15 protein-coding genes are annotated in these 13,551 nt (G+C 55.1%); 8 read left to right on the top strand and 7 right to left on the bottom strand.

Features of this window, described 5'->3' with window-relative positions; all coding sequences use genetic code 11:
• Window positions 1-113: 113 nt before the first annotated feature.
• The gene (gene ogt / locus ACK5JN_RS08900) at window positions 114-629 is read left to right on the top strand and encodes a methylated-DNA--[protein]-cysteine S-methyltransferase (RefSeq protein WP_416869831.1); all 516 of its coding nucleotides are present in this window, start codon (window positions 114-116) and stop codon (window positions 627-629) included.
• Window positions 630-825: 196 nt separating this feature from the next.
• Window positions 826-1,578, top strand: coding sequence for a fumarate/nitrate reduction transcriptional regulator Fnr (gene fnr, locus ACK5JN_RS08895; protein WP_061708991.1), 753 nt, complete (start codon window positions 826-828; stop codon window positions 1,576-1,578).
• 58 nt (window positions 1,579-1,636) lie between these two features.
• On the opposite strand, the gene ACK5JN_RS08890 is transcribed toward fnr, so the two are convergent.
• Window positions 1,637-2,140, bottom strand: coding sequence for an anti-virulence regulator CigR family protein (locus ACK5JN_RS08890; RefSeq protein ID WP_416869830.1), 504 nt, complete (start codon window positions 2,138-2,140; stop codon window positions 1,637-1,639).
• Between the two features lie 220 nt (window positions 2,141-2,360).
• Here ACK5JN_RS08890 and uspE point away from each other — a divergent pair, with 220 nt between their 5' ends.
• Window positions 2,361-3,311, top strand: coding sequence for a universal stress protein UspE (gene uspE / locus ACK5JN_RS08885; RefSeq protein ID WP_416869829.1), 951 nt, complete (start codon window positions 2,361-2,363; stop codon window positions 3,309-3,311).
• Between the two features lie 74 nt (window positions 3,312-3,385).
• Here the strand turns inward: uspE and ACK5JN_RS08880 are convergent, their stop codons facing one another.
• The 3 genes from ACK5JN_RS08880 to pntA form a co-directional block, all read right to left on the bottom strand.
• Window positions 3,386-3,574: a YdiH family protein gene (locus ACK5JN_RS08880; protein WP_416869828.1), complete on the bottom strand. Its 189-nt coding sequence runs from the start codon at window positions 3,572-3,574 to the stop codon at window positions 3,386-3,388.
• A gap of 138 nt (window positions 3,575-3,712) precedes the next feature.
• Window positions 3,713-5,101: a Re/Si-specific NAD(P)(+) transhydrogenase subunit beta gene (gene pntB / locus ACK5JN_RS08875; RefSeq protein ID WP_416869827.1), complete on the bottom strand. Its 1,389-nt coding sequence runs from the start codon at window positions 5,099-5,101 to the stop codon at window positions 3,713-3,715.
• Window positions 5,102-5,111: 10 nt separating this feature from the next.
• Window positions 5,112-6,641, bottom strand: a complete 1,530-nt coding sequence (pntA, locus tag ACK5JN_RS08870) for a Re/Si-specific NAD(P)(+) transhydrogenase subunit alpha (protein WP_416869826.1) — start codon at window positions 6,639-6,641, stop codon at window positions 5,112-5,114.
• A gap of 525 nt (window positions 6,642-7,166) precedes the next feature.
• Here pntA and ydgH point away from each other — a divergent pair.
• The 3 genes from ydgH (at window position 7,167) to folM (ending at window position 10,430) form a co-directional block, all read left to right on the top strand.
• Window positions 7,167-8,117 carry a DUF1471 family protein YdgH gene (gene ydgH / locus ACK5JN_RS08865; RefSeq protein WP_416869825.1) on the top strand — a complete coding sequence of 317 codons (951 nt, stop codon included), beginning with the start codon at window positions 7,167-7,169 and terminating at the stop codon, window positions 8,115-8,117.
• Between the two features lie 168 nt (window positions 8,118-8,285).
• Entirely contained in the window at window positions 8,286-9,668 is a 1,383-nt protein-coding gene (locus tag ACK5JN_RS08860) for an amino acid permease (RefSeq protein ID WP_416869824.1), read from the top strand.
• A 39-nt stretch (window positions 9,669-9,707) separates the two neighbouring features.
• Complete coding sequence (gene folM, locus ACK5JN_RS08855) at window positions 9,708-10,430, top strand: dihydromonapterin reductase (RefSeq protein ID WP_416869823.1); 723 nt, start codon at window positions 9,708-9,710, stop codon at window positions 10,428-10,430.
• Between the two features lie 3 nt (window positions 10,431-10,433).
• Here the strand turns inward: folM and ACK5JN_RS08850 are convergent, their stop codons facing one another.
• The gene (locus ACK5JN_RS08850; protein WP_416869822.1) at window positions 10,434-10,769 is read right to left on the bottom strand and encodes a GlpM family protein; all 336 of its coding nucleotides are present in this window, start codon (window positions 10,767-10,769) and stop codon (window positions 10,434-10,436) included.
• Window positions 10,770-11,091: 322 nt separating this feature from the next.
• On the opposite strand from ACK5JN_RS08850, the gene ACK5JN_RS08845 reads away from it, so the two are divergent.
• Together ACK5JN_RS08845 and rstA are read left to right on the top strand one after the other, a co-directional pair.
• On the top strand, window positions 11,092-11,199 hold the full coding sequence (locus ACK5JN_RS08845; protein WP_416869821.1) for a type I toxin-antitoxin system toxin Ldr family protein: 108 nt from the start codon (window positions 11,092-11,094) through the stop codon (window positions 11,197-11,199).
• A 141-nt stretch (window positions 11,200-11,340) separates the two neighbouring features.
• The gene (rstA, locus tag ACK5JN_RS08840) at window positions 11,341-12,060 is read left to right on the top strand and encodes a two-component system response regulator RstA (RefSeq protein ID WP_416869820.1); all 720 of its coding nucleotides are present in this window, start codon (window positions 11,341-11,343) and stop codon (window positions 12,058-12,060) included.
• Between the two features lie 126 nt (window positions 12,061-12,186).
• Here the strand turns inward: rstA and ACK5JN_RS08835 are convergent, their stop codons facing one another.
• Both ACK5JN_RS08835 and ACK5JN_RS08830 read right to left on the bottom strand, forming a co-directional pair.
• On the bottom strand, window positions 12,187-12,729 hold the full coding sequence (locus ACK5JN_RS08835; RefSeq protein ID WP_416869819.1) for an isochorismatase family protein: 543 nt from the start codon (window positions 12,727-12,729) through the stop codon (window positions 12,187-12,189).
• Window positions 12,730-12,880: 151 nt separating this feature from the next.
• Window positions 12,881-13,516: a hypothetical protein gene (locus ACK5JN_RS08830; protein WP_416869818.1), complete on the bottom strand. Its 636-nt coding sequence runs from the start codon at window positions 13,514-13,516 to the stop codon at window positions 12,881-12,883.
• Window positions 13,517-13,551 lie beyond the last annotated feature (35 nt).

Raw genomic sequence — 13,551 nt, 5'->3', positions numbered from 1 at the left:
AAATACACCTCAGGTTTTATAAGGTTATACATCTGAGGTATAGAGTCGCCCGCCGCTCGCATGCTATGGTGTCAAACAGGAATAATTTGCGTGAACATATATAGAGAGTGCGCATGCTGACTTTGCTGGAAGATAAAATTGCCACGCCGCTCGGGCCGCTGTGGATTCTGTGTGATGAAAACTTTCATTTACGCGCCGTTGAGTGGGAAGAACACAGCGACCGTATGGAGCAATTGCTGGATATCCATTACCGGGCGGAAGGCTATACCCGCGTGACGTCGCGCAATCCTGGCGGCCTGAGCCAACAGCTGGCGAACTATTTTGACGGCGATCTGGCGATTATTGAATCACTGCCAACGGCCACTGCCGGTACGCCATTCCAGCGCGAAGTCTGGCAAACTTTGCGCACCATACCCTGCGGTCAGGTGATGCACTACGGGCAGCTTGCCGAACAGCTTGGCCGGCCAGGCGCCGCACGCGCGGTCGGTGCCGCTAACGGTTCTAATCCGGTGAGCATCGTGGTGCCCTGCCATCGCGTGATTGGTCGTAACGGCACCATGACCGGTTACGCCGGTGGCGTGCAGCGTAAAGAGTGGCTTTTGCGGCACGAAGGTTATCTGCTGCTTTGATTTTCTGTGCCCTTTACAGCGGCGTCAGGCGCTTTTCCGCATAAACGCGCCTGAAAATTTATAAGCTATATCAATTAGATATATCTCAATTCTTGCTATCCCGTTTTAATCTTGGGTGAATACGCGCGTCGAGACTTACCTGCTCACCAAAAAGATGTTAAAATTGACCAATATCAATTACGGCTTGAGCAAACCTATGATCCCGGAAAAGAGAATTATACGACGCATTCAGTCTGGCGGTTGCGCGATCCATTGTCAGGATTGCAGCATCAGCCAGCTTTGCATCCCGTTCACTCTTAATGAGCATGAGCTTGATCAGCTGGATAATATTATCGAGCGCAAAAAGCCCATCCAGAAAGGGCAAACGTTATTCAAAGCCGGCGATGAACTGAAGTCTCTGTATGCGATCCGTTCCGGCACCATTAAGAGCTACACCATTACCGAGCAAGGCGATGAGCAGATCACCGGCTTCCACCTGGCGGGCGATTTAGTTGGCTTCGACGCCATCGGCACCGGGCATCACCCGAGCTTCGCTCAGGCGCTGGAAACCTCTATGGTTTGTGAAATCCCGTTTGAGACCCTTGACGATCTCTCCGGCAAAATGCCAAACCTGCGCCAGCAGATGATGCGTCTGATGAGCGGTGAGATCAAAGGCGATCAGGACATGATCCTGCTGCTGTCGAAGAAAAACGCGGAAGAGCGTCTGGCGGCCTTCATCTATAACCTGTCGCGCCGCTTTGCCCAGCGTGGTTTTTCACCGCGTGAATTCCGTCTCACCATGACTCGTGGCGATATCGGCAACTATCTGGGGCTGACGGTAGAAACCATCAGCCGACTGTTAGGCCGTTTCCAGAAAAGCGGTATGCTGGCGGTGAAAGGCAAATACATCACTATCGAAAACAGCGATGCGCTGGCGATCCTCGCGGGCCATACCCGTAACGTTGCCTGAGTCACGTTTCCGTAGTGAGTAGAAACCCCGGCATGCCGGGGTTTTTTATTATGTGGATTTAGTCAAATACGCCGTTAATCACCGAGGTAACGATCGCCGTACTTAGCGCAATCAGCACCAGATTATCGCCAATCACCTGCCATTCGTAACCCGGATAATACGGCAACTGGTTCAGCATCGAGCCGGGAACCGTTTTCTTTGCAATACCCGGCGGCAGCGGCTTGCCGCGCGCCAGATTTTTGGCGATGCCCGGCGGTAATGATTTATAGCCGGTCAGACCATAGTTGACGGCAAGCTGCCTGGCCGTGGCGTAGCTAATGTCGCGGTCGACGTGGTCAGGTTTGCCGTAATTTTTGCGCGATGACGAGCCGTGATCCTTATCCTGGCCCTTATCCCACTGCTGGCTATTGCCTTTGTTACTATTGCTACTGTGATTGCTATTGCCGTGATTACCGTTACCTTTACCATGCCCGTTGCCAGGATCGGCCAGCGCAGGCGTAGCGCAGAGCGACAACGCAACAACGGCAGCAACCGTTTTTAAGAGTGAAGTACGCTGAGACATCGTCATTTCCTTGTGTACGGGGGAACCTACCAGAAATCTATATCATTCTGTGCAAAAGAACCTACGCAATAAATCTGAATTTATCGAACTTCCGCGCTGCCTGGCATAAGGTTAATTTATCCTGTTTATTGATCTTGCGAAGGTTCGCCCCTGTTTCAATCCCGCTATATGAGTTATCTTTTACTTACAAACTGTGGTTACAGCTGTAAGGAGACCCTGTATGGCCAGATATCAAAATATGCTCGTGGCGATCGACCCGAACCAGGACGACCAGCCTGCGCTACGACGCGCTGTGTATCTTCATCAACGGATTGGCGGCCGCATTAAAGCCTTTTTGCCGATCTATGACTTTTCCTATGAAATGACCACCCTTCTGTCTCCTGATGAGCGCACCGCAATGCGCCAGGGCGTAATTAGCCAGCGCACCGCATGGATCCGCGAGCAGGCGAAATACTACCTGGAAGCCGGCGTTCCACTGGAGATCAAAGTGGTATGGCATAACCGTCCGTTCGAAGCCATCATCCAGGAGGTCATCAGCGGCGGTCACGATTTGCTTCTGAAAATGGCCCACCAGCACGACAAGCTGGAGTCGGTGATTTTCACCCCTACCGACTGGCACCTGCTGCGTAAATGCCCCTGTCCGGTATGGATGGTTAAAGACCAGCCGTGGCCGGAAGGCGGTAAGGCGCTGGTAGCCGTCAATCTCGCCAGCGAGGAAGAGTACCACAACGCGCTGAACGAAAAGCTGGTTCAGGAGACCATCGAACTGGCCGAGCAGGTCAACCATACCGAAGTACACCTGGTCGGTGCCTACCCGGTCACGCCAATCAATATCGCTATTGAACTGCCTGATTTCGACCCTAGCGTCTACAACGACGCGATTCGCGGTCAGCACCTGCTGGCGATGAAGTCGCTGAGGCAAAAATTTGGCATCGATGAGAAGTTCACCCACGTCGAGAAAGGGCTACCTGAAGAGGTGATTCCGGATCTGGCGGCCCATCTGGATGCCGGTATCGTGGTGCTGGGCACCATCGGCCGCACCGGTATTTCGGCGGCGTTCCTGGGGAATACCGCGGAACAGGTCATTGACCATCTGCGCTGTGACCTGCTTGCCATCAAGCCGCACGACTACCAGACTCCGGTTGAGATGGACGACGACGAAGACGATTAAGCGGTGCAGTAATGCGAAAAACCGGCCAGTGGCCGGTTTTTTTATATCCTGTGGTGATGTTCACCGGAAATCTCTCAATGGAGCCCTAGTCGCCAGGCAAAATCGATCTCTTCTTTGAGTTCAATGGCCGAAAGCGCCATCAGGTCAGCGAATTCCAGCTCAAGCTGCTTAACGCGTTTCAGGTACTGTGCGGGGGTTAAAGATGTGGTTTCGCGACGAAGATATTCGATGGCCAGTTGTGCAGGCGTTAACAAGGTATCCATAATTTCCTCTGTAGGTTTGGACGACGTAGAGCAGTATAACACCTTTTACTGCGCAATTTTTGACCAAAGGCAATCATGAACCAAATAAAAGGCCGCAATCTCTCGCGAAGATGGCGGCCTTAATTTTTCGCGCGGTAATTACAGCGCTTTCAGAATGGCGTCCACGCTGGCTTTCGCGTCGCCGAACAGCATCTGCGTATTTTCTTTAAAGAACAGCGGGTTCTGTACCCCGGCATAGCCGGTATTCATGGAGCGTTTAAAGACGATAACGTTTTGCGCCTTCCACACTTCCAGCACAGGCATCCCGGCGATCGGGCTCTTCGGATCGTCCTGCGCGGCCGGGTTAACGGTGTCGTTCGCGCCGATAACTAGTACGGTATCGGTGTCGGCGAAGTCGTCGTTAATTTCGTCCATCTCCAGCACGATGTCGTAAGGCACCTTCGCCTCCGCCAGCAGTACGTTCATGTGGCCCGGCAGACGCCCGGCAACCGGGTGAATACCAAAGCGTACTTTGATCCCGCGCGCGCGCAGCTTCTCGGTGATTTCGGCCACCGGATACTGCGCCTGCGCCACCGCCATGCCATAACCCGGAGTGATAATAACCGAGTGGGAGTTTTTCAGCATTTCAGCGGTTTCTTCCGCGTTAATCTCGCGGTGTTCGCCCACTTCTTCATCACTACCGGTAGAAGAACCGTCGGTACCAAAACCACCGGCAATAACGCTAAAGAACGAACGGTTCATCGCTTTACACATAATGTAAGACAGGATTGCACCGGAAGAACCCACCAGCGCACCGGTAACGATCAGCAGGTCGTTGCTGAGCATAAAGCCCGCCGCCGCCGCCGCCCAACCGGAGTAGGAGTTCAGCATGGAGACCACAACCGGCATGTCCGCCCCGCCGATGGACGCCACCAGATGCCAGCCGAAAGCCAGCGCGATAACGGTCATCACCAGCAGGCACAGCACCTGGGTGCCTACGCTGTCGGTGCGCACGAAGGCCACCATCAGCAGGAACGAGACCACCAGCGCCGCCAGGTTCAGCTTATGGCGGTTCGGCAGCATCAGCGGCTTAGAGGACATCTTGCCGCACAGCTTGCCGAACGCCACGATAGAGCCGGTAAAGGTGACCGCACCGATGAAGATACCGAGGAACACTTCGGTCAGGTGAATATTGACCAGAATCTGTTCCATGCCAGTTTCATGCTGCAGGTAGCTGTTGAAGCCCACCAGCACCGCGGCCAGACCGACAAAGCTGTGCAGCACCGCCACCAGCTCCGGCATTTCGGTCATTTCAACTTTCTTCGCCAGACGGATACCGATCGCCCCGCCGATGATCATCGCCAGCAGGATCCACGCCACGTTGCTGGTATCCGGCCCGAAGATGGTCGCGATCAGGGCAATCGCCATACCGGCAATGCCGTAGTAGTTGCCCTGCTGCGAGGTCTCGTGTTTGGAAAGCCCGGCCAGGCTGAAAATAAACAGGATTGCGGCAACAATGTATGCAGCTGTAACTAATCCTCCAGACATTTGTTACCCCTTATCCTTTGCGGAACATTTTCAGCATGCGCTGAGTGACGGTGAAACCACCAAAAATATTAATGCTGGCGATCAGTACCGCGATAAAACTCAGGAAGCTTACCCAGCCACCGTGGCCAATCTGCAGGAGCGCGCCGACCACAATAATCCCCGAAATGGCGTTAGTGACCGACATCAGCGGCGTGTGCAGCGCATGCGACACGTTCCACACCACGTAATAACCCACCACGCAGGAGAGCGCGAAAACGGTAAAGTGGCCAAGGAACTCTTTCGGCGCGACGCTGGCCAGCCAGCCAAACAGAATGATGACCAGCGCGATCAGCGCGTATTTACGCCACGGCGATGCCGGTTTCTCCGGCTCTTGTGGCGCGGGCGCGGCTTTCGGTGCGGCCTGCGGTTGTGCGGACACTTGAATCGGCGGCGCCGGCCAGGTGACTTCCCCTTCACGGATCACGGTTACGCCGCGCACTACCACGTCGTCGAAATCGATAGTGATGTTGCCGTCTTTCTCTTTGCACAGCAGCTTCAGCAGGTTCACCAGGTTGGTGCCGTACAGTTGAGAAGACTGCGTCGGGAGGCGTCCGGCCAGGTCGGTATAGCCGATAACCTTCACGCCGTTTGGCGTGATGAAGATTTCATTCGGTACGGTGTATTCGCAGTTGCCGCCGTTCTGTGCGGCCAGGTCGACGATCACGCTGCCTGGGGTCATAGAATCGACCATTTCACGGGTGATCAGCTTCGGCGCCGGTTTACCAGGAATCAGCGCGGTGGTGACGATGATGTCGACCTCTTTCGCCTGCGCGGCGAACAGGGCCATTTCCGCAGCGATAAACGCCTCGGACATCACTTTGGCGTAGCCGTCTCCGCTGCCGGCTTCTTCTTTGAAGTCCAGCTCGAGGAATTCGGCGCCCATGCTCTGCACCTGCTCTTTGACTTCCGGGCGGGTGTCAAAGGCTCGCACGATGGCGCCAAGGCTATTGGCCGCGCCGATAGCGGCAAGACCCGCTACCCCTGCGCCAATCACCATCACTTTCGCCGGTGGAACTTTACCCGCCGCGGTGATTTGACCGGTAAAGAAACGCCCAAACTCGTGTGCAGCTTCAACAATCGCGCGATAGCCGGCAATGTTGGCCATCGAGCTTAACGCATCCAGCGACTGTGCGCGGGAGATACGCGGCACGGAGTCCATGGCCATGACGTTAATTTTACGCTCGGCCAGTTTTGCCATCAGCTCGGCGTTTTGCGCCGGCCAGATGAAGCTAATCAGCGTGGTGCCGGGATTCAGCAGCGCAATCTCTTCATCCAGCGGTGCGTTCACCTTGAGGATAACGTCGGATTGCCAGATAGCATCACCGGAGACAATCTCAGCCCCGGCCTGCACAAAGGCTTCGTCATCAAAACTGGCTAGTTTTCCTGCACCACTTTCAATGGCCACGCTAAAACCGAGCTTCAGCAGCTGCTCAACCGTTTTCGGCGTTGCTGCAACTCGCGTTTCCTGGGCCCACCTCTCTTTTGGTACACCAATACGCATAACTATTCCCTTATATCGGTTCTTATTTGATGGTTTGCCGTTTTGTCAGTTTGTCGCGGATAACTCGTAAGTGACCTAACAGGCGAACAACCTGAATAAATAAAACAGTAACAAACTGACTATAACCTACTGAAAATACCGATTGTGATCTAGCGCCGAAAAACACTATTTTTGCATTAAATGCCAAATACGGAGTTCCGGCCGCTACAAATAGCGATATTTGCCCCGATTTGAGTAGCGAGCCTCATAATTCGCTTCTTCTCCGAGGGAAAACATGATTTTTCGCGGGCGAGATAATGCGGTTAACATTCCATTAACTTAAAAAAGTCATATGCTTGACCGCTTTTTCCGGTCAAGCGCCCGTTTTTTCAACATATCAGGAAAAGTTATCCAAAACCGTCACCGGGTTCGCATCTGAAGTTAAAAATGACGCAGACAGTAGCGTCATTTCAATGCCATAATCAGACGTTTTCCCATTAACTACATGACCCGAATTTGGTTTGCGCAAGGCGAAGGATTATTTTTATGAAGCTTAAGAACACCCTCCTCGTGTCCGCCATGCTGTCTGCCGCGGCAATGTCCGCTCATGCAGCCACCGAGCTGACCCCGGAGCAAGCGTCCGCACTGAAGCCCTATGACCGCGTGGTGATCACCGGTCGCTATACCGCCATTGGCGATGCGGTCAACGCCATGTCCCGTAAAGCGGACAAAGAAGGCGCAGCCTCTTTCTATGTAGTCGATACCTCTGACTACGGCAACAGCGGCAACTGGCGCGTCACGGCTGACCTCTATAAAGAAGATGCGCCAAAAGCCGACGCACCGAAAAACCGTGTTATCAACGGCGTGATGGAGCTGCCGAAAGACCAGGCCGTCATGCTGGTTCCTTACGATACCGTCACCGTGCAGGGCTTCTACCGCAGCCAGCCGGAAGTGAACGACGCCATTACTAAGGCAGCCAAAGCCAAAGGCGCGGCCTCCTTCTTTATCGTCCGTCAGGTCGATGCGAACGACGGTGGCAACCAGCGTATTACCGCCTACATCTATAAAGCCGATGCGGAAAAACGCGTTCTGCAAAGCCCGGACGCCATCCCGGCAGATTCGGAAGCGGGCCGTAAACTGCTTGCCGAAGGTGGCGAAGCGGCGAAAAAAGTGGAAATTCCGGGCGTCGCCACCACCGCAGCAGCGGGTTCCGGCACCGGTGTGGGCCTGTTCTTTGAAACCCAGTCCTCTAAAGGCGGCCGTTACAGCGTCACGTTGCCGGACGGCACCAAAGTTGAAGAGCTGAATAAAGTCACCGCGGCGCAGATGATTCCGTTCGACAGCGTCAAGTTCACCGGTAACTATGGCAACATGACCGAAGTCTCTTACCAGGTGGCGAAACGCGCCGCGAAGAAAGGCGCGAAGTACTACCACATTACTCGCCAGTGGCAGGAGCGCGGCGGTAACGTCACCATCAGCGCAGACCTGTACAAGTAAGCAACAGCAAAAGGCGGCCCAGGCCGCCTTTTTTATGCATTTCCCTCATACATTCTTGCATGTATGCATCGCTCTCCGTAAAATCGCCGCCTTCAGCGCAATCCTCCATTTTTATGCGATTTCGCCAAATAAATATTCTGGTTCTTCTCCTTCCACGACAGGATTCACATGGAAAAGAAATTAGGGCTGAGCGCCCTGACCGCTTTGGTTCTGAGCTCGATGCTTGGCGCGGGCGTTTTTAGTCTGCCGCAAAACATGGCCGAGGTCGCCAGCCCCGCAGCGCTGCTCATCGGATGGGCCATTACCGGCGTTGGCATCCTGTTTTTAGCGATCGCCATGCTGGTGCTGACGCGCATTCGCCCCGACCTCGACGGCGGTATTTTTACCTACGCGCGCGAAGGATTTGGCGAACTGGTTGGTTTCTGTTCCGCATGGGGCTACTGGCTGTGCGCGGTGATTGCCAACGTCTCCTATCTGGTGATTGTCTTTTCCGCGCTGAGTTTCTTTACCGATACCCCTGAACTGCGTCTGTTCGGCGACGGTAACACCTGGCAATCCATTGTCGGGGCCTCGGTGCTGCTGTGGGTGGTCCATTTCCTTGTGCTGCGTGGCGTACAAACGGCCGCCAGCATCAACCTGGCCGCGACGCTGGCCAAGCTGGTGCCGCTGGGGCTGTTTATCGTGCTGGCGGCAATCGCCTTTGAAAGCGACACCTTTACCCTTGATTTCCACGGGTTCGATCTTGGCGTGCCGGTATGGGAACAGGTGAAAAACACCATGCTGATCACGCTGTGGGTCTTTATCGGCGTAGAAGGAGCGGTGGTGGTGTCGGCGCGCGCGCGCAATAAAAAAGACGTGGGCCGCGCCACGCTGCTGGCGGTAGTCTCGGCGCTGGCGGTCTATCTGCTGGTCACGCTGCTGTCGATGGGCGTGGTCGCGCGTCCTGAGCTTGCGGAAATGCGCAACCCGTCGATGGCCGGTCTGATGGTCCGGATGATGGGTTCCTGGGGCGAAATTGTCATTGCCGCTGGGCTGATTATCTCCGTTTGCGGCGCCTATCTGAGCTGGACGATTATGGCTGCGGAAGTGCCGCTGCTGGCCGCCACGCATAAAGCGTTCCCGCGCATCTTCGCCCGTCAGAACGCCAATAACGCACCTTCCGCCTCGCTGTGGTTAACCAACCTCAGCGTGCAGGCCAGCCTGGTGTTAATCTGGCTGACCGGCTCCGATTACAACACGTTACTGACCATTGCCTCCGAAATGATCCTCGTGCCGTACTTCCTCGTCGGGGCGTTTCTGCTGAAGGTGGCGCGCCGTCCGCTGCATAAAGTGATTGGTATCGGTGCCTGTATTTATGGCTTATGGTTATTATATGCGTCCGGCCCGATGCACCTGCTGCTGTCGGTGGTGCTGTATGCCCCGGGCCTGTTAGTCTTTCTCTATGCGCGCCGCACGCATCAGGATAATATCCTGCTCAAGCGGCGCGAATTAGCCTTAATTGGCCTACTTCTGGTTGCCGCCGTACCGGCAACGTGGATGTTGATGGGGTAACGTGCGAAGCCCCATCGCTGTAAACTTATGGAGATAACGATGGGAAACTTGCTATCACGCCCCGTTCTGATAACCGGTGGAGGCCGCCGCATCGGCCTCGCCCTTGCCCACCATTTTCTCACCCAGCAGCAGCCGGTCATCTTAAGCTACCGCACCCACTACCCAGCCATCGACGTGATGCAGCGGGCCGGTGCGGTATGTCTCCAGGCCGATTTCTCCAGCGATGAAGGCATTGATGCTTTTGCTGACGCGGTGAAATCGCACTGCACCGGGCTACGCGCCATCATCCATAACGCCAGCGGCTGGCAGGCGGAAAGCCCATCTACGCCGCTGAGCCAGGTGCTCAACGCCATGCTGCAAATTCACGTGCATGCGCCCTACCTGCTGAACCACGCGCTGGAGGGACTGCTGCGCGGCCACGGGCACGCCGCAAGCGACATTATTCATTTCACGGATTACGTGGTGGAACGCGGCAGCGATAAACATATTGCCTATGCCGCCAGTAAAGCGGCGCTGGACAACATGACCCGCTCTTTCGCCCGCAAGCTGGCGCCCGAGGTGAAGGTGAACGCTATCGCCCCGGCGCTGGTGCTGTTTAACGACGGTGACGATGCCGAATATCGGCAAAAGGCGCTGAATAAGTCGCTGATGAAAATCGCCGGCGGCGAGAAAGAGATTATCGACCTGGTCGATTATATTCTCGGCAGCTGCTATGTTACCGGCCGCACCTTCGCCGTCGACGGCGGGCGGCCGCTGGTTTAGCGCTTAGTGAAAGCGCCCCCACAGGAAAATCAGCAGCCAGGCGCTCACGCCCCAACAGGCCACGGCGCCGGCTAACGCCAGCGGTAGCCGCATCATCCCCGTGAAGTACCACAGCGACAGCAGGTAGAAAAAATAGGGAATAATCGACCACATGCCGAAAACGATGGTCGCCCGTAGCGCTTCGGTGCCCCGCTCGCTGGCCACAATATAGTGCGCAATCAGCGCAAAGGTAGGAAACAGCGGGATCAGCCCGGCAATCGCATAATTTTTGGTTTTTGCCAGGATGCCAATCAGCACCACCACCAGCGCCCCAAGCAGCGCCTTAATTAACAACCCCATCTTATTATTCACCAATAAACAACATGTTGGTCCAGCATAGCGGATGTGGTTGTCTTTATGAACGAAAATTCAGAAGCGTGCTCGCAATAAAAGCAGCATAAAAAGGGGCGTAGGGGAAAAGGTTGTAGAATTCGCGGCAAGCCGGCTTTGCCGGTGAGGCGCAGTGTTGCGGGGGCTTGATCCCCGGCGGCGTTGTTGCTGGGTAAAAGAAAACCCCCGCACATTGTTGGCGTTAACCGGGCAACATAAGGGGGCAGTTCTTGAAACCCCAACAGTTCAAGAATAGCCGTGAACCGTTGCCATTGCAACAGAAGGCGGCTATATGACGCTGATGCAGTTTGCCGTTATTTTCTGGCACGATCTGGCCGCTCCCGTCATCGCTGGCGTGATGGTCAGCCCGATCGTGAGCCACTGGCGTAGCTGGAAATAATCGCTGGATGGGCGTCATTACCGCCGCGGTGGCGGCATGCGCCCGAACGAGGCCGCAGGGTTCAGGCCCTGCGGCCTTTTTTGTGGCAGCAAACCCGCGCGCGGTGTATCGTAGCCGTTTTGTCAGCCAGTGCGTAGAGTCATGAATAAGATCGTTTATGTAGAGGATGATCCGGACGTAGGTGCGCTGATCGCCGCCTACCTAGGTAAGCATGATATGGACGTCGTGGTTGAGCCTCGCGGCGATAACGCCGAGGCGACAATTGCCCGAGAAAAACCGGACCTGGTGCTGCTGGATATTATGCTGCCGGGAAAAGATGGCATGACATTGTGCCGCGATCTGCGCGGCCAATGGGCTGGCCCCATCGTGCTGCTCACTTCATTGGATAGCGACATGAACCATATTCTATCGCTGGAAATGGGTGCGAACGACTACATCCTCAAAACCACCCCGCCTGCCGTGCTGCTGGCGCGCCTGCGACTGCATCTGCGCCAGAATCCGGGGACCGGAAGCCAGTCGGCCACGGCACAGCCGGCCCTGACGCCGCATAAGGCTATTCGTTTCGGCACGCTGGCGATCGACCCGGTGAACCGCCAGGTGCTGCTAAACGGAGAAAGCATTGCCCTGTCCACCGCCGATTTCGATCTGCTGTGGGAGCTGGCGACGCATGCGGGGCAAATTATGGACCGCGACGCACTGTTGAAAAACCTGCGCGGAGTAAGCTATGACGGGATGGATCGCAGCGTGGACGTCGCCATTTCGCGGCTGCGTAAGAAGCTTCAGGACAGCGCCACCGAGCCCTACCGCATTAAGACCGTGCGTAACAAAGGTTATCTGTTCGCCCCGCACGCCTGGGAATAACCAACAGCATTTTATGCTGGTTTAAAAAATATAACCCTCGAGAATGGCGTCACCAGCAGGCTAAAAAACAGCGTATTTATACTGCCATCAGGCTGATATTTCGCCTAATGGCAGCATTATCTAAAATCAGACCCTCTTCAACTGCAGATCGGCGGTATTCACCCCGTCAGCAAAACCATTTTCCAGCAGCGCGAGGGTCACGCGGTAGACCTCCTCTGCGCTAATGCTGGCGCTATCGAGCGGAAAGCTCAGCACCGCGTCGCGAATCACCGTCATGGAAAGCCCCAGATCGGCCCCCATTCGTACCGTCGAGTTAACGCAGTAGCCAGCCACCGCGCCAATCACCGCCACTTCGTGAATATCGGCCCGCTGTAGCCAGCCGTGAAGCTCGGTAGAGCTGAACGCCGATGAGGTCGTTTTGATAAACACCACTTCATCCGCCTGCGCTTCAAACCCGATGACCGGCTGAAATTGGGCGCTATCGCGATGGAGCGGCGAGTCTGGCTCAAGGGTTTCGTGACGGACGTGCAACACCGGTTTTCCCGCCGCGCGAAACGCCGCGATCGCCGTACGCATATTGTCGATGCTGTTGGTAGGGAAATATGTCATTCCGCGTTCGATGCGTTCAGGAACAAAACCCTGCATGTCGATAATCAGTAAAGCCTGCATAGCACCCTCATCCGGCCAGAAAAGAAACAAATTACACTGCGCGTGCAATGATAACAACCTGCTGATTTTAAGGTGTGAGAAGGATAATTCAGGGCGGGGTGCAAAACGGCGTTAGGGCGCCTCAGTTTCCTGTATGCTGAGGCGCGTTTATTTATACGCTGTGCTGATAGCGGGCTTCAAAACGGCTGGATTCCCTTTTATCCAGCTTCATGAAATAGAACGTAACAAGAAACAGCCCCACCATAAATGGTATTTCATAGAGCTCTTCCATCAGGTCTGCATAGTGCGGATCGCGAACAAACAGCGGCGCCAGAAAACGGTGATGTTCAACGGTGTCAGAAATTAAAAACGTGATCGCCGTAACCGCCATCAACCACACCGGCTTTGGCATTTCTTTAATACGTCGGGCGATATCTTTGCGTAACGCCGATGACAATAAAGACAGCAGCAGGCCGCCCACCAGAACCACAGAAATTACTCTAAAGATGATATGCGGGGCCTCGGGGAAATAAACACGCCCCCAACTGGTGCTACGCCCTAACAAGACCAACCACCACAATACTGCCCACAGCCAGAACTGTTTCTCCCCCGCCGTTCTTTCCAGCGGCTTAATATACCAGGCGGTAAACAACGCGCCGAACAGCAGCCACAGCGCCTGCCCGTTTTCAATATCAGCCACCAGCGCACCGTTATACAGCGGAATATGCCAATCGGCCGCCAGCGGGAACAGTGCCGAGAGGATGACCAAAGCCACTACGGGCAGCGTCAAATGCGTATCAAATTTCATAATCGCCATTTAGGTTAAGAATCTACTGACGATAG

Source organism: Kluyvera sp., assembly GCF_047971185.1.
Taxonomy (GTDB): Bacteria; Pseudomonadota; Gammaproteobacteria; order Enterobacterales; family Enterobacteriaceae; genus Kluyvera.
Note: the sequence above shows the minus strand (reverse complement) of the source record. Positions and strands in the feature narration are given on the sequence as shown.

What these genes read in the sequence shown, in the direction of transcription:
- ACK5JN_RS08880 (WP_416869828.1), bottom strand. Translation starts at nt 3,574, where the DNA reads ATGGATACCTTGTTAACGCCTGCACAACTGGCCATCGAATATCTTCGT.
- pntB (WP_416869827.1), bottom strand. Translation starts at nt 5,101, where the DNA reads ATGTCTGGAGGATTAGTTACAGCTGCATACATTGTTGCCGCAATCCTG.
- ACK5JN_RS08890 (WP_416869830.1), bottom strand. Translation starts at nt 2,140, where the DNA reads ATGTCTCAGCGTACTTCACTCTTAAAAACGGTTGCTGCCGTTGTTGCG.
- ACK5JN_RS08850 (WP_416869822.1), bottom strand. Translation starts at nt 10,769, where the DNA reads ATGGGGTTGTTAATTAAGGCGCTGCTTGGGGCGCTGGTGGTGGTGCTG.
- ACK5JN_RS08830 (WP_416869818.1), bottom strand. Translation starts at nt 13,516, where the DNA reads ATGAAATTTGATACGCATTTGACGCTGCCCGTAGTGGCTTTGGTCATC.
- rstA (WP_416869820.1), top strand. Translation starts at nt 11,341, where the DNA reads ATGAATAAGATCGTTTATGTAGAGGATGATCCGGACGTAGGTGCGCTG.
- ydgH (WP_416869825.1), top strand. Translation starts at nt 7,167, where the DNA reads ATGAAGCTTAAGAACACCCTCCTCGTGTCCGCCATGCTGTCTGCCGCG.
- ACK5JN_RS08835 (WP_416869819.1), bottom strand. Translation starts at nt 12,729, where the DNA reads ATGCAGGCTTTACTGATTATCGACATGCAGGGTTTTGTTCCTGAACGC.
- ACK5JN_RS08860 (WP_416869824.1), top strand. Translation starts at nt 8,286, where the DNA reads ATGGAAAAGAAATTAGGGCTGAGCGCCCTGACCGCTTTGGTTCTGAGC.
- ACK5JN_RS08845 (WP_416869821.1), top strand. Translation starts at nt 11,092, where the DNA reads ATGACGCTGATGCAGTTTGCCGTTATTTTCTGGCACGATCTGGCCGCT.
- ogt (WP_416869831.1), top strand. Translation starts at nt 114, where the DNA reads ATGCTGACTTTGCTGGAAGATAAAATTGCCACGCCGCTCGGGCCGCTG.
- uspE (WP_416869829.1), top strand. Translation starts at nt 2,361, where the DNA reads ATGGCCAGATATCAAAATATGCTCGTGGCGATCGACCCGAACCAGGAC.
- pntA (WP_416869826.1), bottom strand. Translation starts at nt 6,641, where the DNA reads ATGCGTATTGGTGTACCAAAAGAGAGGTGGGCCCAGGAAACGCGAGTT.
- fnr (WP_061708991.1), top strand. Translation starts at nt 826, where the DNA reads ATGATCCCGGAAAAGAGAATTATACGACGCATTCAGTCTGGCGGTTGC.
- folM (WP_416869823.1), top strand. Translation starts at nt 9,708, where the DNA reads ATGGGAAACTTGCTATCACGCCCCGTTCTGATAACCGGTGGAGGCCGC.